Annotated in this window: 16 protein-coding genes; 14 read left to right on the forward strand and 2 right to left on the reverse strand. The window is 73.3% G+C overall.

Translation table 11 applies throughout. The features are described from left to right. Positions 1-123: 123 nt before the first annotated feature. From ACWZEH_RS18230 to ACWZEH_RS18255, 6 genes are all read left to right on the forward strand, one after another. Positions 124-1,851 carry a polyamine aminopropyltransferase gene (locus tag ACWZEH_RS18230; RefSeq protein WP_456192246.1) on the forward strand — a complete coding sequence of 576 codons (1,728 nt, stop codon included), beginning with the start codon at positions 124-126 and terminating at the stop codon, positions 1,849-1,851. A gap of 112 nt (positions 1,852-1,963) precedes the next feature. Continuing rightward, positions 1,964-2,908 (forward strand): SRPBCC domain-containing protein, encoded by a 945-nt coding sequence (locus ACWZEH_RS18235; protein ID WP_456192247.1) that lies wholly within the window; start codon positions 1,964-1,966, stop codon positions 2,906-2,908. Between the two features lie 71 nt (positions 2,909-2,979). Beyond that, a complete protein-coding gene (locus tag ACWZEH_RS18240; protein WP_456192248.1) occupies positions 2,980-3,780 on the forward strand; it encodes an aldose epimerase family protein in 801 nt (266 codons plus the stop codon). Between the two features lie 58 nt (positions 3,781-3,838). Beyond that, entirely contained in the window at positions 3,839-4,387 is a 549-nt protein-coding gene (pyrE, locus tag ACWZEH_RS18245; protein ID WP_332429511.1) for an orotate phosphoribosyltransferase, read from the forward strand. A gap of 205 nt (positions 4,388-4,592) precedes the next feature. Further along, positions 4,593-5,624 (forward strand): class II fructose-bisphosphate aldolase, encoded by a 1,032-nt coding sequence (gene fbaA / locus ACWZEH_RS18250; protein WP_456192249.1) that lies wholly within the window; start codon positions 4,593-4,595, stop codon positions 5,622-5,624. Positions 5,625-5,693: 69 nt separating this feature from the next. Next, a complete protein-coding gene (locus ACWZEH_RS18255) occupies positions 5,694-7,256 on the forward strand; it encodes an MFS transporter (RefSeq protein WP_456192250.1) in 1,563 nt (520 codons plus the stop codon). On the opposite strand, the gene ACWZEH_RS18260 is transcribed toward ACWZEH_RS18255, so the two are convergent. Both ACWZEH_RS18260 and ACWZEH_RS18265 read right to left on the reverse strand, forming a co-directional pair. Further along, positions 7,253-7,675, reverse strand: coding sequence for a DUF3151 domain-containing protein (locus tag ACWZEH_RS18260; RefSeq protein WP_456192251.1), 423 nt, complete (start codon positions 7,673-7,675; stop codon positions 7,253-7,255). The two genes, ACWZEH_RS18255 and ACWZEH_RS18260, sit on opposite strands and share 4 nt — an antisense overlap. Then, positions 7,672-8,829, reverse strand: coding sequence for a PP2C family protein-serine/threonine phosphatase (locus tag ACWZEH_RS18265; RefSeq protein ID WP_456192252.1), 1,158 nt, complete (start codon positions 8,827-8,829; stop codon positions 7,672-7,674). The genes ACWZEH_RS18260 and ACWZEH_RS18265 overlap by 4 nt, the downstream gene beginning before the upstream one ends. 314 nt (positions 8,830-9,143) lie before the next feature. Here ACWZEH_RS18265 and ACWZEH_RS18270 point away from each other — a divergent pair, with 314 nt between their 5' ends. From ACWZEH_RS18270 to ACWZEH_RS18305, 8 genes are all read left to right on the forward strand, one after another. Beyond that, the gene (locus tag ACWZEH_RS18270) at positions 9,144-9,974 is read left to right on the forward strand and encodes a tryptophan 2,3-dioxygenase family protein (RefSeq protein WP_456192253.1); all 831 of its coding nucleotides are present in this window, start codon (positions 9,144-9,146) and stop codon (positions 9,972-9,974) included. Next, on the forward strand, positions 9,967-11,265 hold the full coding sequence (gene kynU / locus ACWZEH_RS18275; protein ID WP_456192254.1) for a kynureninase: 1,299 nt from the start codon (positions 9,967-9,969) through the stop codon (positions 11,263-11,265). The genes ACWZEH_RS18270 and kynU overlap by 8 nt, the downstream gene beginning before the upstream one ends. Positions 11,266-11,469: 204 nt before the next feature. Next, complete coding sequence (locus ACWZEH_RS18280) at positions 11,470-12,378, forward strand: alpha/beta hydrolase (RefSeq protein WP_456192255.1); 909 nt, start codon at positions 11,470-11,472, stop codon at positions 12,376-12,378. Positions 12,379-12,553: 175 nt separating this feature from the next. Then, positions 12,554-13,534, forward strand: coding sequence for an alpha/beta hydrolase (locus tag ACWZEH_RS18285; RefSeq protein WP_456192256.1), 981 nt, complete (start codon positions 12,554-12,556; stop codon positions 13,532-13,534). After that, complete coding sequence (locus tag ACWZEH_RS18290; protein WP_456192257.1) at positions 13,527-14,741, forward strand: acyltransferase family protein; 1,215 nt, start codon at positions 13,527-13,529, stop codon at positions 14,739-14,741. The genes ACWZEH_RS18285 and ACWZEH_RS18290 overlap by 8 nt, the downstream gene beginning before the upstream one ends. A gap of 10 nt (positions 14,742-14,751) precedes the next feature. Continuing rightward, on the forward strand, positions 14,752-16,122 hold the full coding sequence (locus ACWZEH_RS18295; RefSeq protein WP_456199667.1) for a sensor histidine kinase: 1,371 nt from the start codon (positions 14,752-14,754) through the stop codon (positions 16,120-16,122). Continuing rightward, positions 16,119-16,781 (forward strand): response regulator, encoded by a 663-nt coding sequence (locus tag ACWZEH_RS18300; protein ID WP_456192258.1) that lies wholly within the window; start codon positions 16,119-16,121, stop codon positions 16,779-16,781. Before ACWZEH_RS18295 ends, ACWZEH_RS18300 begins: the two co-directional genes overlap by 4 nt. Positions 16,782-16,947: 166 nt before the next feature. Next, positions 16,948-18,315: a sensor histidine kinase gene (locus ACWZEH_RS18305; protein ID WP_456192259.1), complete on the forward strand. Its 1,368-nt coding sequence runs from the start codon at positions 16,948-16,950 to the stop codon at positions 18,313-18,315. The last annotated feature ends 54 nt before the right edge of the window (positions 18,316-18,369 follow it).

The raw sequence follows: 18,369 nt of genomic DNA on the forward strand, positions 1-18,369 counted from the left end.
CACGCGGTGTCGTGTGGTGACGTGTAAGACCTTTTCCGTTCGTACTGAAATCGGTCAAGGGTGAATAAACATCACACGCGTGGGTTACGGTCCGCGGCTGAGGCGTAACGTAACGTCGCCAGGGTGATCGAATCGCAGGCCCTCGCTCCGCCCGGCTCCACGCAGTCCCCGGGCAGGCCGCGCGGCAGTAGCAGCGGCAGTCGCGGGGGCGAGGGCGGAAGCGGTGACGGGGGCGGCGGAGGGGATGGTCCGGGCGGTTCTCCGCGGTTGCCCGTGCGGCCGGACACCGGGCGGTTCCTGGTGCTCGCGGGCGTGTTCGTCTGCGCGGCCTGCGGGCTCGTGTACGAACTCGAACTCGTCGCACTCGCCACGTACCTGATGGGCGACTCGGTCACCCAGGCATCCGTCGTGCTGTCCGTCATGGTCTTCGCCATGGGCATCGGTTCGCTGGGCGCCAAGCGGCTGCGGCGGCACGCGGCGGCCGGTTTCGGAGCCGTCGAGGCCGCCCTCGCCCTGGTCGGCGGATGCAGCGCGATGGCTCTGTACGCCGTCTTCGCCTGGACCGGCGACTGGGGCGGTCCGTGGGCGTACGGGCCCCCTGTCCTGCTGGTCGTGTTCTCGCTGGCCGTCGGCCTGCTGATCGGGGCCGAGGTGCCACTCCTGATGGAGCTGATCCAGCGGATCCGACGCCAGGACGCGGGATGCGCGGTGGCCGACCTGTTCGCCGCGGACTACGTGGGCGCCCTCGTCGGCGGGCTCGCCTTCCCGTTCCTTCTCCTGCCGTTCCTCGGCCAGTTGACGGGGACCCTGATCACCGGCGCGGTCAACACGGTGGTCGGTGGCGCGCTGGTGCTCGGTCTGTTCCGGCAGGATCTCACCCGCCGCGCCCGCCGCCTGCTGATCATCGGCAACCTCTGCGTGCTGGCCGTCCTCGCCTCGGCCACCGTCCTCGTCGACGACTTCGAACGGGCCGCCCGCCACGCCATGTACGGCTCGGACGCCCGGGTGGCCCTGCGGACCGACGTACAGGAAGTGGTGCTCACCGGTGACCGGGCCGGCCGGTCCCTCGGCCTGTTCCTCGACGGCCGGCTGCGGGTCGACAGCCGGGACGAACTCCGCCACCACGAGGCACTGGTACACCCCGCGATGACCGGTCCGCACGCGCGTGTGCTCGTCCTCGGCGGCGGCGACGGGCTGGCCGCCCGCGAGGTGCTGCGCCATCCCGGCGCGCGGCGGGTCGACGTCGTCGACCTCGACGCGGGCGTGGTGCGGCTGGCCCGCCACGACCCCGCCCTGTCCGCGCTGAACGGCCACTCCCTCGACGACCCGCGCGTACGCGTCACCACCGAGGACGCCTTCGACTGGCTGCGCGGAGCGCCCCCGGCCGCGTACGACGTGGTGGTCTCCGATCTGCCGCACCCGGAGATCACCGCGAGCACCAAGCTGTACTCGCGGGAGTTCTACGGCCTGGCCCGGCGCGTCCTCGCCCCGGGCGGGCGGCTCGTGGTGCACGCCGGGCCGGTGGCGTCCCGGCCCGAGGCGTTCTGGACGGTGGAGTCCACGGTCCGCTCGGCCGGCCTCCACACCGCCCCGTACGGCACGGACGGCCGGCCGGCCGGTCTCGCCGCCGGGCCCGGCCGCACCCCGGCGGACACCACCCGCGCCCTGCGCGACCGGGGCTTCGTCCTCGCCGCCCGTACCGCCGCCCCCGAGCTGCGCCTGGACCCGTCCGGCCCCCGCCCGCGCACCCTCACGGACAGCTCCCTCGCCGCCGGCGCGCGGGCCGCCGAACGCACCCGTGTCCCCGGTCTCCCGCCGTCGACGCTGATCCATCCCCGGTACGCGCGGTGAGCCACGACCGCCGACCCGAGACCGCTGAGGCAGGTCCACCGGGCCGCGTCCGATGGTCCTTTCGCGCCGACGGGGATACAGTCCGGCGTTCGCGTGGGTAGGCTCCGCAGTCATGGAGCACGAGGTGTTCGTTCCGGTTCCGGTGGAGCGGCTCAGGAAGGCGCTGGACGATCCCGCACGGGTCGCCCGCGCGGTGCCGGGGCTCCAGCACGACGCCGGTGCCGAGCCGGTCACCGGCCGGCTGAAGGTCCGCATCGGCAGCCACTCCATCACCTACCGGGGCGCCGTCCGGGTCTCCCGGCGGGACGACGGTTCCTACGCCGTCGAGGGCGAGGGCGCCGAGGCGCGCGGCACCGGCACGGTGAAACTTTCGCTGCGGCTGACCCCGCGGGCCGCGGAGGGCGGTGCCACGCTCACCGTCCACGGCACGGCGACGGCCGGCGGCCGGGTCGTGGAGCTGCCGCCGGAGACGGTGACCTCGGCGGTGGCCCGCCTCCTGAACCGCTTCGCGGCAAATCTGGGGACGGAGACGGGGATGGAGACGGAGACGGGGACGGGGACGACGGCGGAGACAACGACGGCCACGACCTCGGAGGAGACGACCTCGGAGGAGACGCCCGGGGAGGGGACGCCCGCGGAGGGGACGCCCGCGGCGGAGCCCTCCGCCCCGGAGCCGTCCTCGGCTTCCCCGGCCCCCTCCGTCTTCGACGCGGAGAATCCCCTTCCGGCCCTCGAACCCGGGCTCCAGGACGACGCGGACGAGACGGCGGACGAGACGGCGGGCGGGGCAGCGGATCCGGCGGACGGCGGGGGCGGGGCCGATGACTCCGTCGACGCGGACGAGGACGCCGTCGCCGAAGCCGCGCACGCGCGCCGCACCATGATCGGCCGCAGCGCCGAAGAGGTGGACCACGCCCCGCCCCGGGGCCGCTACGCGCCGGTCCCCGCACCTCAGACCGTCTCCGGGGCCGCCCCCCTGCGCTGGGCCGCCCCGGCGGCGGCCCTGGCGGTGGCCTCGGCGATCGTCGCGGTGCGGGCCCTTCGCAGGCGCCGCTGAAACCCGTGGCCGAGGGACGGGGCCGGCCCGGCCGGCGGAGGCACTCTTGATCACCCCAGTAGGGTCGTCCCGTGAGTGACGAAGACATCACGCTGACCGCGGGCGACGCGGAGGTGACCGTACGGCCGGGAAACGGCGGGCGGGTCTCAGGGCTGAGGGTCGGAGGCGTCGAGCTGCTGCGGCAGGGCGACCGTTTCGGGTGCTTCCCGATGGTCCCCTGGTGCGGACGGACCAGGGACGGCCGGTTCCGGGACGGGGCGACCGTCCACCAGCTGCCGTTGAACGCCCCGCCCAACGCCATCCACGGCACCGCCCGTGACGCCGCCTGGCGTACCGCCCGCAAGAGCGCCGACGAGGCCGTGCTCACGTACGACCTCGTGGAGCCGTGGCCGTACTCCGGGCGGGTGACGCAGCAGTTCACGCTCGGCGAGGACGCGCTGACGCTGACCATGGCCGTGGAGACGTACGAGTCGTCCTTCCCGGCGCAGATCGGCTGGCACCCCTGGTTCAACCGCACCCTCGGCGGCCCGGACGACGCCCAGGACGTACGCCTCGACTTCACCGCCGCCTGGCAGGAGGAGCGCGGCGACGACCACCTGCCCACCGGCAACCGGATCGCCCCCCGTCCCGGTCCCTGGGACGACTGCTTCGGCATGCCCGACGGGGTCGACGTCACCCTCACCTGGCCGGGGCGGCTGGAACTGAGGGTGACCAGCCGCGAGGAGTGGGTGGTGGTCTACGACGAGCAGCGCGAGGCCGTCTGTGTGGAACCGCAGACCGGGCCGCCCAACGGACTGAACACCCACCCGCGCCTGGTCACCCCGCTGGAGCCGCTGGAGGCCACGACCACCTGGACCTGGCGGCGGCTCTAGGGCCCGCTCCGCGGCACGCCCTGCGGGGCGCACCCCGGCGCCGTCTACCCTGGCTGCCATGAGTGACGTACGCGGCGCGCTGCTGCAGCAGATCAAGGACAAGGCCGTGGTGCACGGCAAGGTGACCCTCTCCTCGGGGCTCGAGGCCGACTACTACGTCGATCTGCGCCGCGTCACCCTCGACGGAGAGGCCGCCCCGCTCGTCGGCCAGGTGCTGCTGGACCTCACCGCCGAGCTGGACTTCGACGCGGTCGGCGGCCTCACCATGGGCGCGGACCCGGTGGCCGGCGCCATGCTGCACGCCGCCGCGGCGCGCGGGCGGCGGCTGGACGCGTTCGTGGTCCGCAAGGCGGCCAAGGCGCACGGCATGCAGCGGCGGGTGGAGGGACCGGACATCAGGGGCCGCCGGGTCCTGGTCGTCGAGGACACCTCCACCACCGGCGGATCCCCGCTCACCGCCGTCGAGGCCGTGCGCGAGGCCGGCGGCGAGGTCGTGGCCGTCGCGACCATCGTCGACCGGGCGACCGGCGCCGCCGAGAAGATCCAGGAGGGCGCCGGGGTGCCGTACCTGTTCGCCTTCGGCAAGGACGAGCTCGGCCTGGACTGACGGGCAGGCACCACGGGACCGGCGGGCAGGCCTCACGGGACCGGCCCCCCGGTATCACCCCGCATAACGACTCGACCGGCACCGTCGACGGGCGGGGCGAGTCTGGGAGGATGGGCCCGACAACGACGTCGCATCCAAGGTTCCAGGTCAGGGCCGACAGTACGCAGTACGCCAACCCGCACGCGCATGCATAAGGAGCGGACAGATGCCCATCGCAACTCCCGAGGTCTACAACGAGATGCTGGACCGGGCGAAGGCAGGAAAGTTCGCCTACCCGGCCATCAACGTCACCTCGTCCCAGACCCTGCACGCGGCTCTGCGCGGCTTCGCCGAGGCGGAGAGCGACGGCATCGTGCAGATCTCCACGGGCGGCGCCGAGTTCCTGGGCGGTCAGCACAAGAAGGAGATGGTGACCGGATCGGTCGCCCTGGCCGAGTTCGCGCACATCGTCGCCGAGAAGTACGACGTCAACATCGCCCTGCACACGGACCACTGCCCGAAGGACAAGCTCGACGGCTACGTCCGTCCGCTGCTCGCGATCTCGGAGGAGCGCGTCAAGGGCGGCCGCAACCCGCTGTTCCAGTCCCACATGTGGGACGGCTCCGCGGAGACCCTTGCCGACAACCTGAGCATCGCCCAGGAGCTCCTGGAGCGCGCCCGCGCCGCGAAGATCATCCTCGAGGTCGAGATCACCCCGACCGGCGGTGAGGAGGACGGTGTCTCGCACGAGATCAACGACTCCCTCTACACCACGGTCGACGACGCGATCCGCACCGCGGAGGCGCTCGGCCTCGGCGACAAGGGCCGCTACCTGCTGGCCGCGTCGTTCGGCAACGTGCACGGCGTGTACAAGCCGGGCAACGTCGTCCTGCGCCCGGATCTGCTCAAGGAGCTGAACGAGGGCACCGCCGCCAAGTACGGCAAGCCGGCCGGCTCGCAGCCGTTCGACTTCGTCTTCCACGGCGGCTCGGGCTCCTCGCCGGAGGAGATCCTCACCGCGCTGGAGAACGGCGTCGTGAAGATGAACATCGACACGGACACGCAGTACGCCTTCACGCGTCCGGTCGTCGACCACATGTTCAGGAACTACGACGGCGTCCTGAAGGTCGACGGCGAGGTCGGCTCCAAGAAGACGTACGACCCGCGCACCTGGGGCAAGCTGGCCGAGGCGTCGATGTCCGCCCGCGTCCTGGAGGCCTGCCAGAACCTGCGCTCCACGGGGACGAGGATCAAGTAACCGCTCGTACGCGTTGTCGGGCCCGGCGCCAGTGGTGCCGGGCCCGGCTCGTTTCCGTATGCTCCGAGCATGCCCGGTGTCCGGCTGGCCTCCCCGCAGGGCAAGTGGGTCCTGCTCACCACGGTGCTCGGTTCCAGCATGGCCCTGCTGGACTCCACCGTCGTCAACGTCGCCCTCCCACGCATCGGCCGTGACCTCGACGCGGACCTCGCCGTCCTGCAGTGGACGGTCAACGCGTACATGGTCACGCTGGCCGGGCTGATCCTGCTGGGCGGGGCGCTGGGCGACCGGTTCGGGCGCCGGAAGGTGTTCGTGGTCGGGGTGCTGTGGTTCGCGGCGGCCTCCCTGCTGTGCGGCCTCGCGCCGAACGCCGGTGTGCTGATCGCCGCCCGTGCCCTGCAGGGGATCGGCGGCGCGCTGCTCACGCCCGGCTCGCTCGCCCTGATCCAGGCGTCCTTCCACCCCGACGACCGGGGCCGGGCGGTGGGCCTGTGGTCCGGCTTCGGCGGGATCGGCGCGGCGGTCGGCCCGTTCCTCGGCGGCTGGCTGGTGGACGGGCCGGGCTGGCGCTGGGTGTTCCTGATCAACGTGCCGCCGGCCGTGCTGTGCGTCTTGATCGCCGTCCGTCACGTACCGGAGTCGGACAGCGGGGAGCAGGCCCACGGCCGCTTCGACGTGCTCGGCGCGGTGCTCGGCGCGCTCGCCCTGGGCCTGGTGACGTACGCGCTGATCGAGGCGGGCGAGGCCGGTGGGGGCTCCCTCCTGGTCGCGGTCACCGCGGTCGCCGGACTGGCCGTCGCCGTCGCCTTCGTGGCCGTCGAGAAGCGCGGCCCGCGCCCGATGATGCCGCTGGACGTCTTCGGCTCCCGCCTGTTCACGGTGGTCAACGTCGTCACGCTGTGCGTGTACGCGGCCTTCGGCGGCTTCTTCTTCCTCGCCGCGCTCCAGCTCCAGGTCGCCGTCGGCTGGTCCGCGCTCGCCGCCGGTGCGGCGCTGCTGCCCACGACCGTGCTGATGCTGCTGCTCTCAGCACGGTCCGGCGAGCTCGCCGACCGGATCGGGCCGCGGATCCCGCTCACCGTCGGACCGCTGTTGTGCGCGGCCGGGATGCTGTTGATGACGCGGGTGGGGCCGGGCGCCTCGTACCTCCCCGACGTCCTGCCCGCGCTGCTGGTGCTGGGGCTCGGCATGGTCACCCTGGTGGCGCCGCTGACCGCTACCGTTCTCGCCGCCGTGGACACCGGGCGGGCGGGCCTGGCCAGCGGCGTCAACAACGCGGCGGCCCGCGCGGCCGGCCTGGTGGCGGTGGCCGCGCTGCCGCTGCTGGTCGGGATGGGGCCGGAGGCGTACCGGGAGCCGGACGCCTTCGACGACGCGTTCGGCCGGGCGATGGTCCTGTGTGCCGCGGTTCTGGTGGTCGGCTCGGTCATCGCCTTCGCGACCGTACGGCGTCCCGCACCGGGCTGCCGCCACCCCGAATGCCGTACACACGGCAGCGTGGCGGTACCTCCACTGGAACCCGAGACCGAATTCGGATCCGAGGCCGAATCCGGCCCCGGAGCCGATGCGGGGCGGAAAGGTGGTGGTGTTTCACGTGAAACACCACCACCGCCCGGGTCCGAGAGGCTCTAGGCGCGCTTCAGCTCCTCGTACGCCTCGGCGCTGCTGTCCTGGAGGAACTGCTTGCAGCGCTCCGCCTCGTCCTTCTCGTCGATCGCCTCGGCGGCACGGGCGAGGGCGGCGAGGCAACGCAGGAAGCCGCGGTTGGGGCGGTGGCTCCACGGGATCGGGCCGTGACCCTTCCAGCCGGACCGGCGCAGGGAGTCGAGCCCACGGTGGTAGCCCGTCCGGGCGTACGCGTACGACTCGACCACTCGCCCCGCCTCGAAGGCGTCGTCGGCGAGCATGGCCCAGGCAAGCGAGAACGTCGGGAACTTCGCCACCACCTCGGCGGGCGACAGGGACTTCTCGCCGAGCAGGCGGTACGCCTCCTCGTTCTCCGGCAGATGGGTCGGGTCCGGGCCGCCGAGCAGGTTCTTCTGAGTGGTCATGACGCCAGTCTGCCACCTGCCGGGGGCCGTTCCGACGGGACGGCGGTGTCGGCGTCCAGGGTGACGGCGAAGAGCGCGGCGTCGTCCTGCAGCGCGCCCCCGGTGTGCCGGAAGACGGCGTCGAGCACGGCGTCGAGCACCACGTCCGGGTCCGGTGGGAAGTGCCGGGACAGCGTCGGAACGAGGTCGAAGAAGGCACCGTCCGCGTCGCGGGCCTCGTTGATGCCGTCGGTGTAGAGCACCAGCGTGGCCCCGGCCGGTAGCTCGAACCGGTCGACCGGGACCTCGTCGCCGTCGGGAGCGTCACCGGGACGACCGTCGCCGAGAACGCCCAGGCCCAGGGGAAGCGACGGTACGGCGGGTTCCAGCGGGACCGCCCGGCCGTCGTGCACCAGCAGGGGTGCCGCGTGGCCCCGGACGGCGACACGGAGTTCGGAGCAGTCGGGTGCGAGCTCCGCGACGACGGCCGTGGCGAACGACTCGGCCTCCGCCCCGCTCGCCTGATCGATGGCCTCCCGCATCCGCTCCTCCAGCTGCTGGACCACACCCCGCAGGTCCGACCGGTAGAGGCAGGCCTCGTGGAACGATCCGAGCAGGGAGTTCACCGCACGGACCGCCTCCAGCCCCTTGCCGCGCACATCGGCGATGAGCATGCGGATGCCGTGCGGCGTCTCGTGGATCGCGAAGAGGTCACCGCCGATGGCGGCCTCCGTGTGGGCGACCTCGTACCGGGCTGCCACGGTCAGCCGTCCCACCCGGTGCGGCGGGTCCGGCAGCACCGCGCGCTGTACCACCGCCGCCACCTCGCGGCTCGTCCTCAGCTGTTGCCGGTCGCGTGTCAGCTGAACGTTGAGGCCCGCCGCGATGACGGTGAGCAGGATCAGGCTGCTGAACGCGGTGCCGTCGGCGCGGGTCGGCTCTCTTTCCAGGCCCACCAGGAGGAGTCCCACGACATTCGCTGCCACACCGGTGGCGATCGTCCCGTGCAGGGAGAGCACCGGCGCGGCCACGACGGGGGCGGCCGCGAGCAGGGGGAACGTGCTGAAGTTGTTCAGGAGGACAAGGTCGAGGACGAAGGCGCCCACGAGCAGCGCGGCGGGCAGCCACCGGAGCCACCGCTCGCGCCCCCTCACTTCCTTGCGCCCGTTTCGCATGCGATCCAGCGTTCCTGAGGTGGTCGTCCCGTCGGTGCGGCCGGCACCCAGTCTCCGACACGCCCCTGGCGACGGCTACCGGAAGATCTCCGCGGGCACGGGCCGGCTCCGGCGGCCGGAGCGTTGTGCGGCGCGTTCCTGCGGCGCACCCCTGCGGCGCACCCCTGTGGTGCACCCCTGTGGCCCGTCCGTGATCAGGCGGACCTTGCGATGCCGGGGGACGATTGCGGAGGATGCCGTACGGGGACCGGGGCCCCCGTGTCGGTAACGGCAGGGGCGGACCGCTACCCGGAGCACAAAAACAGGAGACAGCGATGTCCCACGAGGCTTTTGAGCCGGAGACCCCGCATCTCGACTTCGAGGGCACGACCCCCTACGAGGACTACGTCAAGGCCGACGTCCTCACCCACCTCCAGCACACCCTCTCCGACGATCCCGGAGAGATGGTCTTCCTGGTCACCACCCAGGTGATGGAGCTGTGGTTCACCGTGATCGTGCACGAGTGGGAGACGGCGGCGAACGCGCTGCGCGGCGACGACATCCCCACCGCGATCGACGCGCTGAAGCGGTCCGTCCGGGAACTGGAGGCGCTGAACGCCTCCTGGAAACCACTCGGACAGCTCACCCCGGCGCAGTTCAACGCCTACCGAGGCGCGCTCGGCGAGGGATCCGGCTTCCAGTCGGCGATGTACCGGCGCATGGAGTTCCTGCTCGGCGACAAGTCCGCGTCCATGCTCGTCCCGCACCGGGGCGCGCCGCGGGTGCACGCCGAGCTGGAGAAGGCGCTGCACGAGCCGAGCCTGTACGACGAGGTACTGCGCCTCCTCGCGCGCCGCGGGCACGCCGTCCCCGGCGAGGTGCTGCGCCGCGACGTGTCCCGGCGGTACGAGCCGTCGCCGCGGGTGGAGGAGGTCTGGACGGCCGTCTACTCGGGTGACGAGCGCGGCGACGTCGCCCGGCTGGGTGAGGCGCTCACCGATGTCGCCGAGCTGGTGTGGCGCTGGCGCAACGACCATCTGGTCGCCACCCGCCGCGCGATGGGTGCCAAGACCGGTACGGGCGGCTCGGCCGGAGTGGCCTGGCTGGAGAAGCGGGCACGGAACAACGTGTTCCCCGAGCTGTGGACGGCGCGGTCGTATGTCTGAACCGATGTCTGAACCGAGGCTCAGGGCGAAGGAGCTGGACGCGGCCGACGGGCTGGCCGCCAAACGCGCCGAGTTCGTGCTCGACGCGGACGGCGGGGAGAACGGCGACGCGGTCTACCTCGACGGCAATTCGCTGGGCGCGCTGCCCGTCTCCGTCCCCGGCCGGGTCGAGGACGTCGTCCGCAGGCAGTGGGGCGAGCTGCGCATCCGGTCCTGGACGGAGAGCGGCTGGTGGACGGCGCCCGAGCGGATCGGCGACCGGATCGCCCCGCTGGTCGGCGCGGCGGCCGGGCAGATCGTCGTCGGCGACTCCACGAGTGTCAACCTCTTCAAGGCGGTGGTGGGCGCGGTGCGCCTGGCCCGGCTGACGTACGGTGCCCCCGGACCCGCCGGGTCCGTGCGTGACGAGATCGTGGTGGACGCGACCACGTTCCCCACGGACGGCTACATCGCCGAGTCGGCGGCCCGGATGACCGGCTGCACCCTGCGTCCGGTGCCGCCGTCCGAGGTCCCGGGCGCGCTCGGCGACCGTACGGCCGCCGTGCTGCTCAACCACGTCGACTACCGCACCGGCCGGCTGCACGACCTGCCCTCGCTCACGGCCGCCGTGCACGCGGCGGGGGCGTACGTCGTCTGGGACCTGTGCCACAGCGCGGGCGCGCTGCCGGTCGGGCTGGACGAGTACGGCGTGGACCTGGCGGTCGGCTGCACCTACAAGTACCTGAACGGAGGCCCCGGTTCACCGGCGTACCTCTACGTACGCGCGGAGTTGCAGGACCGCTTCGACTCCCCGCTGCCCGGCTGGAACTCCCACGCGGAGCCCTTCGGCATGCGCCCGGAGTACGCGCCGGCGCCGGGCGCGCTGCGCGGGCGGGTCGGCACCCCGGACATCCTGTCCATGCTCGCCCTGGAGGCGGCGCTGGACGTCTGGGACGACGGTGTCACGGTCGAGGCGGTACGGGCCAAGTCCCTCGCCCTGACCGACTTCTTCCTGGAGTGCGTCGAGGCGTACGTCCCCGAGGGCAGGGTGGAGTGCGTGACCCCGCGTGCGCACCGGGAGCGGGGCAGCCAGATCGCCCTGCGCTGCCGGGACGCCGGTGACGTCATGCGGCGGCTGATCGAGCGAGGGGTGGTGGGCGACTTCCGCCACCCGGACGTCCTCCGCTTCGGCTTCACCCCGCTGTACGTCGGCTTCGCGGACGTGGAGCGGGCGGCCCGGGTGCTGGCGGAGGTGCTGAGGGAGACATCGGCGGAGGCACCGGCGGAGGCGGGAGCCGACGGCGAGGCCTGACCGACGGCCGGAAGAGGGCGGCTGGAAGGGGGCGGCCGGGGCCAGGAGGTGTTCTCCGCCCCGGCCGCCCCGGCCGCCCTCGGGAGAGGTTCACCGAGCGTGATATCCCCATGTCCGCGCCCGTCATCGTGCTGATACCGTCCCGGCCAACGGCCGAATTCTTCTCTCGTCCGTCAAGTACGTTCGATCGCTGAGAGGTTGAGCATGAGGGACGACGTCGCAGCCGCCCGGTCCGCCGCCGAGGAGAAGTCGCTCTTCTCCCGTCCGCCGGTCGGGCCCGACGCCACGGCGGCCTACGGTGACGGCCCGGACCAGGTGGTCGACCTCTACGCCCCGCGGGGTGCGAGCGGCGGTCCCGGTGGCGCGGCCGGTGCCGCCCGGCCCGCAGGGCCCGCCCCTCTGGTCGTCGTCCTGCACGGTGGTGCCTGGCGGGCGCCCTACGACCGGCGGCACATCAGCCCGTTCGCCGGTTTCCTGGCCCGCCGGGGATTCGCCGTGGCCAGTGTCGAGTACCGGCGTGGGGCGGGGGAGCCGGGTGGCGGGGGCCCGGTCGCGGGGCGGTGGCCCGACACCTTCGACGACATCGCCGCCGCGCTCGACGCGCTGCCCGGGCTGGCCCGTCGTCACCTGCCCGGCGCCGACCCGCGCCGCACCGTGGTCACCGGTCACTCGGCGGGCGGCCATCTGGCGCTGTGGGCCGCCGCCCGGCACCTCCTCCCCGCCGACGCCCCCTGGCACATCGACCGCCCCGCACCCCTGCGCGGCGTGGTCGCCCTCGCCCCGATCGCCGACCTCGCGGTCGCCGACAAGCTGGACGCCTGCGGCGGCGCGGTACGCCAGCTCCTCGGCAGTGACGAGCGGTTCGCCGAACGGCAGCCGTACGCCGACCCCGCGCTGCTGCTGCCCACCGGCATCGCCACCGCCATCGTCCAGGGCCGCTGCGACGCCGATGTCCCGCAGGCGGTCGCCGAGTCGTACGCCGACGCGGCGGCCAAGGCCGGCGAGGTGGTGGGGGTGACGCTGCTGGAGGACGTCGGCCACTTCCCGCTGATCGACCCCGCGGCGGACGCCTGCGCGGTGGTGGCGGAGGAGATCGCCCAACTCGCCTGGTGACCATTTTTTTGGGATGCCCCGGCTCACCCCCAAGTGCCTCCGGTCATACCCGTCATACCTGAGAGCCACCCCGCAGGTGAGCTCCCCGGTGGGACGCGGACTACCTGCGCCGATCCGTAACTTCCTTACCTGACCGGCCCGATGAGCGGGCGGACGGACAGGGAGGGGACCGGCCGTGGGTCCGGCAGCAAGAGGGACTCGGTGGCGCCGCGCCGCACTCGCCGTGCTGGTCGCATCGGCGGTGGCGCTGCCCGTGGTCGGGGCGGCCCGGTCCCCGGCCCCCGCCCCGCCACCGGTCACGCTCGCCGCGCCGACCGCGGCCACCCTCGACGCCACCTACGCCGCCCACCGGGCGGGCGCCGGGAAGGCTGCCCGGATGGCCGCGGATCACGGCGACCGGCGGCGTGCGGCGGCCGACCGTGCCCTGGCCGATCCCGCCCGGCAGCTGCTCGCCTTCGACGGGCGCGGCCCCGGACTGGTCACCGAGGTCCTGGGCGACCTCGCGCACGCCGACCGCGTCGCCATCCTCGTCCCCGGTTCCGACACCGGCCTCGACACCTACGGCCGGTTCCGCGCCGCCGCCCAGGCCCTGCACGCGCGGCTCACCCGTGAGGCCCCGGCGGGCACCCGCACGGCGGTCGTCGCCTGGCTCGGTTACGAGACGCCCGCCACGGCCGGCGTCGCGGTCGCCACCACCGACCTCGCGGACCGGGCCGCACCCGAACTGCGTTCCTTCATGGCGGACGTGCGGACGCTCACCGGTCCGCGCCCGCGCCTCTCCCTGCTCTGCCACTCCTACGGCTCCGTCGTCTGCGCCCGTGCCGCCCCCGGTCTGGACGCCGCCGGCGTCGACGACATCGCCGTCGTCGGCAGTCCGGGCACCGGCGCCGACACCGCCGCCGGTCTGCGCACCCGCGCCCGGATCTGGGCGGCCCGCGGCGCCGGCGACTGGGTGAGACACGTGCCGCACCTCGGCGTCGACCTGTTCGGCACCGGCGTCGGCTTCGGCACCGATCCCGTCTCCCCGGCGTTCGGCGCCCGGGTCTTCGCGGCCGGCGACGGCGGCCACAGCGACTACTTCGCACCCGGTTCACCCTCCCTGACCAACCTGGCCCGGATCGTCCTGGGCGAGACCACGGCGGTGACCCATGACTGACCCGACCCCGAACGCCGTACGCGACGGCATACGGCAGGCCGCCCACCGTCTCGACGCAGCCACCCCCGCCCACCGCGACCGTGCCGTGGACGCCCTGCGCACCGGCGCGATCCTCGGTGTCGTCCTCGGCCACTGGCTGGTCACCGCGCTCGTCGCGGACGGCCGCACCCTGCACACGGCCAGCCCGTTGCAGCACATGCCCTGGCTGGCGCCCGTCTCCTGGCTGTTCCAGACGCTCGCCGTGTTCTTCCTGGTCGGCGGCCATGTGGCGACGCGCGGCCACGTCTCGGCCCGAGCCCGGGGCGTCCCGTACCACCGCTGGCTGCGCGGCCGGCTCGCCCGGATGTTCAAACCGGTCACCGCCGTCCTCACCCTGTGGACAACCGTCACGGTCGTGCTGCTGCTTGCCGGTACCGACCTCGCGACCACCCGCACGCTGGTGAAACTCGCCCTGTCCCCGCTCTGGTTCCTGCTGGTCTTCGCCGCCCTCACCGCCGCGACCCCGCTGCTGACCCGGCTCCATCCGCTGTGGCCGCTCGCCGTCGTCCTGCACGTGGACGTGGTGCGCTTCGGTCTCGGCGGCCCCACATGGCTCGGCTGGATCAACCTCGCGGCCGGCTGGCTGGTCCCCTACACCCTGGGCGCGGCCTGGACCCGGGGCGAGCTGGAGCACCGCCGTTCGGGCCTGATCCTCCTCGTCTCCGGCACGGCGGCCACGGCCGCGCTCGTCGCCTGGGCCGGCTACCCGGCCTCCATGGTCGGCGTCCCGGGCGCCGGGCTCTCCAACCTCGACCCGCCGACGCTGGCCGCCGTCACCTTCGGCCTGGCCCAGTGCGGGCTGGCGCTGCTGCTGCGCGAACGGCTGCGGAGCGCGATGCGCCGGCCCGTCGCCTGGGCGGCGGTGGCGCTGGTCAACCTCTCCGCGATGACGGTCTTCCTCTGGCACCAGACGGCCCTCATGGCGACCACCGCCACCGCGCTCCTCCTCGGCCGTCTCCCCGGCCTGCACACCGTCCCCGACGGCCTCGGCTGGGTCGCCGCCCGGATCGTCTGGCTGCCGGTGCTGGTCCTCGCCCTCGGGGTCTGCTGGGCCGCGTTCCGGTCCTGGGAGCGGGGCGACGGGCGGCGTCGGCCGCCCCAAGTGGTGCACGCCCACCGGCCGTCGCCGCCGGACCGGGATGCGGCGGAGGGAGTACGACATGTCTAGGCTGACGCGGATGACGGAGTCGGGGGGCGCTACGCGGGTGTTCGAACGGGCGGTGGCGGGCTGGGCGGGACGCTGGCTGCGCGTGCTGCGCGACGACTTGTGGACCGCACGGGTGGACCCGCTGCCACCGTCGGTATGGCTGCGATGGGTTCCGCACGGGGTCGTCTGCCTGGCCGCTCTCGGGGTGTTGCTCGGTGACACGGCTCAGCTCGACGACAACGGCGGACTCGGCGGCGGACCCGCCTTCCTGATTGCTCTCGCCAAGGCCGCTGCGATGGTGCTCGCGCTGTGGCGGCCGATCCCGGCGTGGTGGCTGTCGATGGCGGCCATGGTGGTGGGGCAGTACGCGGTACGGGCCCTGATGGTCCCCGACGGGCACAGGTTCACCTGGCCCTGGACAGCGGCCGGCATCATTGCGCACGGACTCGTTCTGCTGCTGCTCGCTCTGCGCGTCCGTACCCGGGTGTCCTCGGAGACCCTGGGCCTGACCGTGCTCGCCACCTACGTCGTCCAAGGCCTGATCGGCGGGCAGAACTACCAGCCGACCGGCGAGCTCGCCGTCGTCCTGTTCGCGGTCGTCGTCATGCTGGGCATGGCCCTGCGCGGCCGCCACGAGGCCCGCGCGGAACTCGTGCAGCAGACCACGCTCACCGCCGAGGAGCGTGCCCGGCGCACTCTGCTGGAGGAACGCAGCCGGATCGCAAGGGAGTTGCACGACGTGGTGGCCCACCACATGTCGGTCATCTCCATCCAGGCCCAGGTCGCCCCGCACCTGGTCGAGAACCCCTCCGAGGAGTTGAAGGAGAACCTGGCCGGCATCCGGCAGAACGCCGTCGACGCACTCACCGAACTACGCCGTGTTCTGGGCGTACTGCGTTCCGAACACCATGCCTCCCCCGTGCGCGAGGACGGTTCCGGCACCGCCCCGCACGCCCCGCAGCCCACCCTGGACCGGCTCGGGGCACTGGTGGAGAACACCCGGGCCGCCGGACTCGCCGTGACCACCGAAGTCACTGGTGCGCGGCGGCCGTTGCCGCCCGGCGTCGAGCTGTCGGCATACCGGATCGTGCAGGAGGCGCTGAGCAACGTACTGCGTCACGCCCCCGGCGCCACCGCCCATGTCGCCCTCGCCCACGAACCGCACGGGCTGCGGGTGGAGGTGACCAACACCCGGCCCACGCGGGCGGCACCGCCGTCCTCCGGTGCCGGGCACGGGCTGCTCGGCATGCGCGAACGCGCCGCGATGCTCGGCGGCGGTCTCACGGCCGGCGCCTGGTCCGACGACGGCTACCGGGTCCTGGCCCACCTTCCGGCCGACCTCCCTGCCGGGACCACCGCGGCCGCTCCCTCCGCCTCTCAGCACAAGGACGACACCCCATGATCCGCGTACTCGTCGTCGACGACCAGCAGATGGTCCGGCAGGGTTTCACCGTGCTGCTGAACACCCAGCCCGACATCGAGGTGATCGGTCAGGCGGTCGACGGGCTGGACGCGGTCGCGCAGGTCGCCGATCTCGTCCCGGACGTCGTGCTGATGGACATCCGCATGCCCGAACTCGGCGGCATCGAGGCCACCCGCCGCATCACCGCCGCCACCCCGCACATCCGGGTGCTGGTGCTGACCACCTTCGACCTCGACGAGTACGTGTACGAGGCGCTGCGCGCGGGCGCCTCCGGGTTCCTTCTCAAGGACGCCTCCAGCGACCAGCTCGCCGAGGCGGTACGGGTGGTGGCGGCCGGCGACGCGCTGCTCGCGCCGGGTGTCACCCGGCGGCTGATCGCCGAGTTCGCGCGCCTCGAGGGCAGGCCCCGCCCCCCGCTCAGAGAACGTGTCGGCGACCTCACCGAGCGGGAGACGGAGGTGCTCGGGCTGATAGCGCAGGGCCTGTCCAACGCGGAGATCGCGGTGCGGCTGGTGGTCGCCGAGCAGACCGTGAAGACCCATGTGGGCCGCATCCTGGTGAAACTGGGCCTGCGGGACCGCACCCAGGCGGCGGTCTTCGCGTACGAGTCGGGGCTGGTCCGGCCGTCGGGGTACTGACGCGAGGGGCGGCCCGCCCGGGTGTCACGTGGGCCGGGGCGTCAGGGACCGTCGGCCGCCTTCCCCCGTACGACCTCCTCGACCCCTCGTAGTACCTGAGACGGACGCCCGGGAACCCCTCTCACCGGGGACGCCCCCGGTCCCCCGGTCGGCCTAACGTGTGACCGTGACCGAGACGACCCACGCCCACTCCGCGGCCCCGCCGCCCGGAGACGGGGCCAAGACCCGCAGCCCGGAGTACCGGCTGGCCCAGAACGCCCTGCGCGGACTGCGCCACGACCTGTTCGAGGACGCCTTCGCCTACCGGCCGCTGCCGCGCCGGCGCACGGACGGCCCGTTCGTCCGGCGGCTGCCCGGCCGGCTGAGGTCCTCCGCGGACCATCTCCCGCACGCACTGGTGGGAGTGGTCGCACTGCTCGCCCTGTGTGCCGGCGCGTTGGGGGGCGGCCTGCCCGGCGGGAACGTACTGGCTCTGCTGGCCGGCCTGCTGTGCGCGTTCCCGGTGCTCGCCACGCTGGTCCGGCCGGTCGGCGCGTTCTGGCTGTCGCTGGCGGCGGCCCCGGTGGTCGCGGTGCTCAACGGCAGCGGAGGCGAATGGCCGTGGATGCCCGGCGCGTTCATCTGCCACCTGGCGGTGCTGATCGTCGTGGCGCTGCGCACCCGGCCCCGCACCGCCGCCTGGATGTGGGTCCTGACCGCCGTGTACGCCTTCCTCTCGGACATCGTTTTCGGCGGGTCGTACTACTACACGAACAGCGGGCCCATGATGGTGACGTCCGCCTTCGCCCTGCTCGTGGTCTCCTTCCGGCACGTCCGTCACACCGCCCAGCAGGAGGTGACCGCCCAGCAGACGGTCACCGCGCACGAACGCTCCCGGCGCACGCTCCTCGAGGAACGCACCACCATCGCCCGCGAGCTGCACGACGTGGTCGCCCACCACATGTCGGTCGTCGCCATCCAGGCCGAGGCCGCGCCCTACCGGGTGGAGAACCCGCCGCCCGAGCTGGAGCGCGCCTTCGCTACCATCCGCGAGAACGCGGTGGCCGCCCTCACCGAACTGCGCCGGGTCCTCGGTGTGGTCCGCGCCGAGGAGGCCGGTGACTACACAGCCCCCGACGCCCCCCAGCCCACCCTCGCCGACCTCGACTCCCTGCTCGCCAACGTGCGGGACGCCGGTCTGGGCGTGGAGAAGGTGGTGACCGGGGCGGTGCGCGAGCTGCCGCCCGGCGTGGAGCTGTCGGCGTACCGGATCGTGCAGGAGGCGCTCAGCAACAGCCTGCGCCACGCGCCCGGGGCGAGTGCCCGCGTCGAGATCGGGTACGTCCTCGGCGGCCTCGGCCTGCGCGTCGTCAACGGCCCGGCGCCCCAGCCCAGCCTGGTCAAACCCTCACCGGGAGCCGGGCACGGCATCACCGGCATGCGTGAGCGGGTCACGATGTTCAACGGCGAGATGACGGCAGGCCCGGCGGACGACGGCGGCTACGAGATCGCGGTGTTCCTGCCGGTCGGCGCGGTGGACGAGGACGAGGCGTGAGCGGGACGGGCGGGGCGGGCGGCCTCGGAGCAGGGCCCGGAGGAGGCCCCGGAA

The sequence above is a fragment of the Streptomyces yamdrokensis genome, from assembly GCF_053890455.1.

Excerpts from the sequence above, each read along its gene's own strand:
- ACWZEH_RS18235 (WP_456192247.1), top strand. The coding sequence starts at position 1,964 with ATGGAGCACGAGGTGTTCGTTCCGGTTCCGGTGGAGCGGCTCAGGAAG.
- pyrE (WP_332429511.1), top strand. The coding sequence starts at position 3,839 with ATGAGTGACGTACGCGGCGCGCTGCTGCAGCAGATCAAGGACAAGGCC.
- fbaA (WP_456192249.1), top strand. The coding sequence starts at position 4,593 with ATGCCCATCGCAACTCCCGAGGTCTACAACGAGATGCTGGACCGGGCG.
- ACWZEH_RS18255 (WP_456192250.1), top strand. The coding sequence starts at position 5,694 with ATGCCCGGTGTCCGGCTGGCCTCCCCGCAGGGCAAGTGGGTCCTGCTC.
- ACWZEH_RS18260 (WP_456192251.1), bottom strand. The coding sequence starts at position 7,675 with ATGACCACTCAGAAGAACCTGCTCGGCGGCCCGGACCCGACCCATCTG.
- ACWZEH_RS18265 (WP_456192252.1), bottom strand. The coding sequence starts at position 8,829 with ATGCGAAACGGGCGCAAGGAAGTGAGGGGGCGCGAGCGGTGGCTCCGG.
- ACWZEH_RS18270 (WP_456192253.1), top strand. The coding sequence starts at position 9,144 with ATGTCCCACGAGGCTTTTGAGCCGGAGACCCCGCATCTCGACTTCGAG.
- kynU (WP_456192254.1), top strand. The coding sequence starts at position 9,967 with ATGTCTGAACCGATGTCTGAACCGAGGCTCAGGGCGAAGGAGCTGGAC.
- ACWZEH_RS18280 (WP_456192255.1), top strand. The coding sequence starts at position 11,470 with ATGAGGGACGACGTCGCAGCCGCCCGGTCCGCCGCCGAGGAGAAGTCG.
- ACWZEH_RS18290 (WP_456192257.1), top strand. The coding sequence starts at position 13,527 with ATGACTGACCCGACCCCGAACGCCGTACGCGACGGCATACGGCAGGCC.
- ACWZEH_RS18295 (WP_456199667.1), top strand. The coding sequence starts at position 14,752 with ATGACGGAGTCGGGGGGCGCTACGCGGGTGTTCGAACGGGCGGTGGCG.
- ACWZEH_RS18300 (WP_456192258.1), top strand. The coding sequence starts at position 16,119 with ATGATCCGCGTACTCGTCGTCGACGACCAGCAGATGGTCCGGCAGGGT.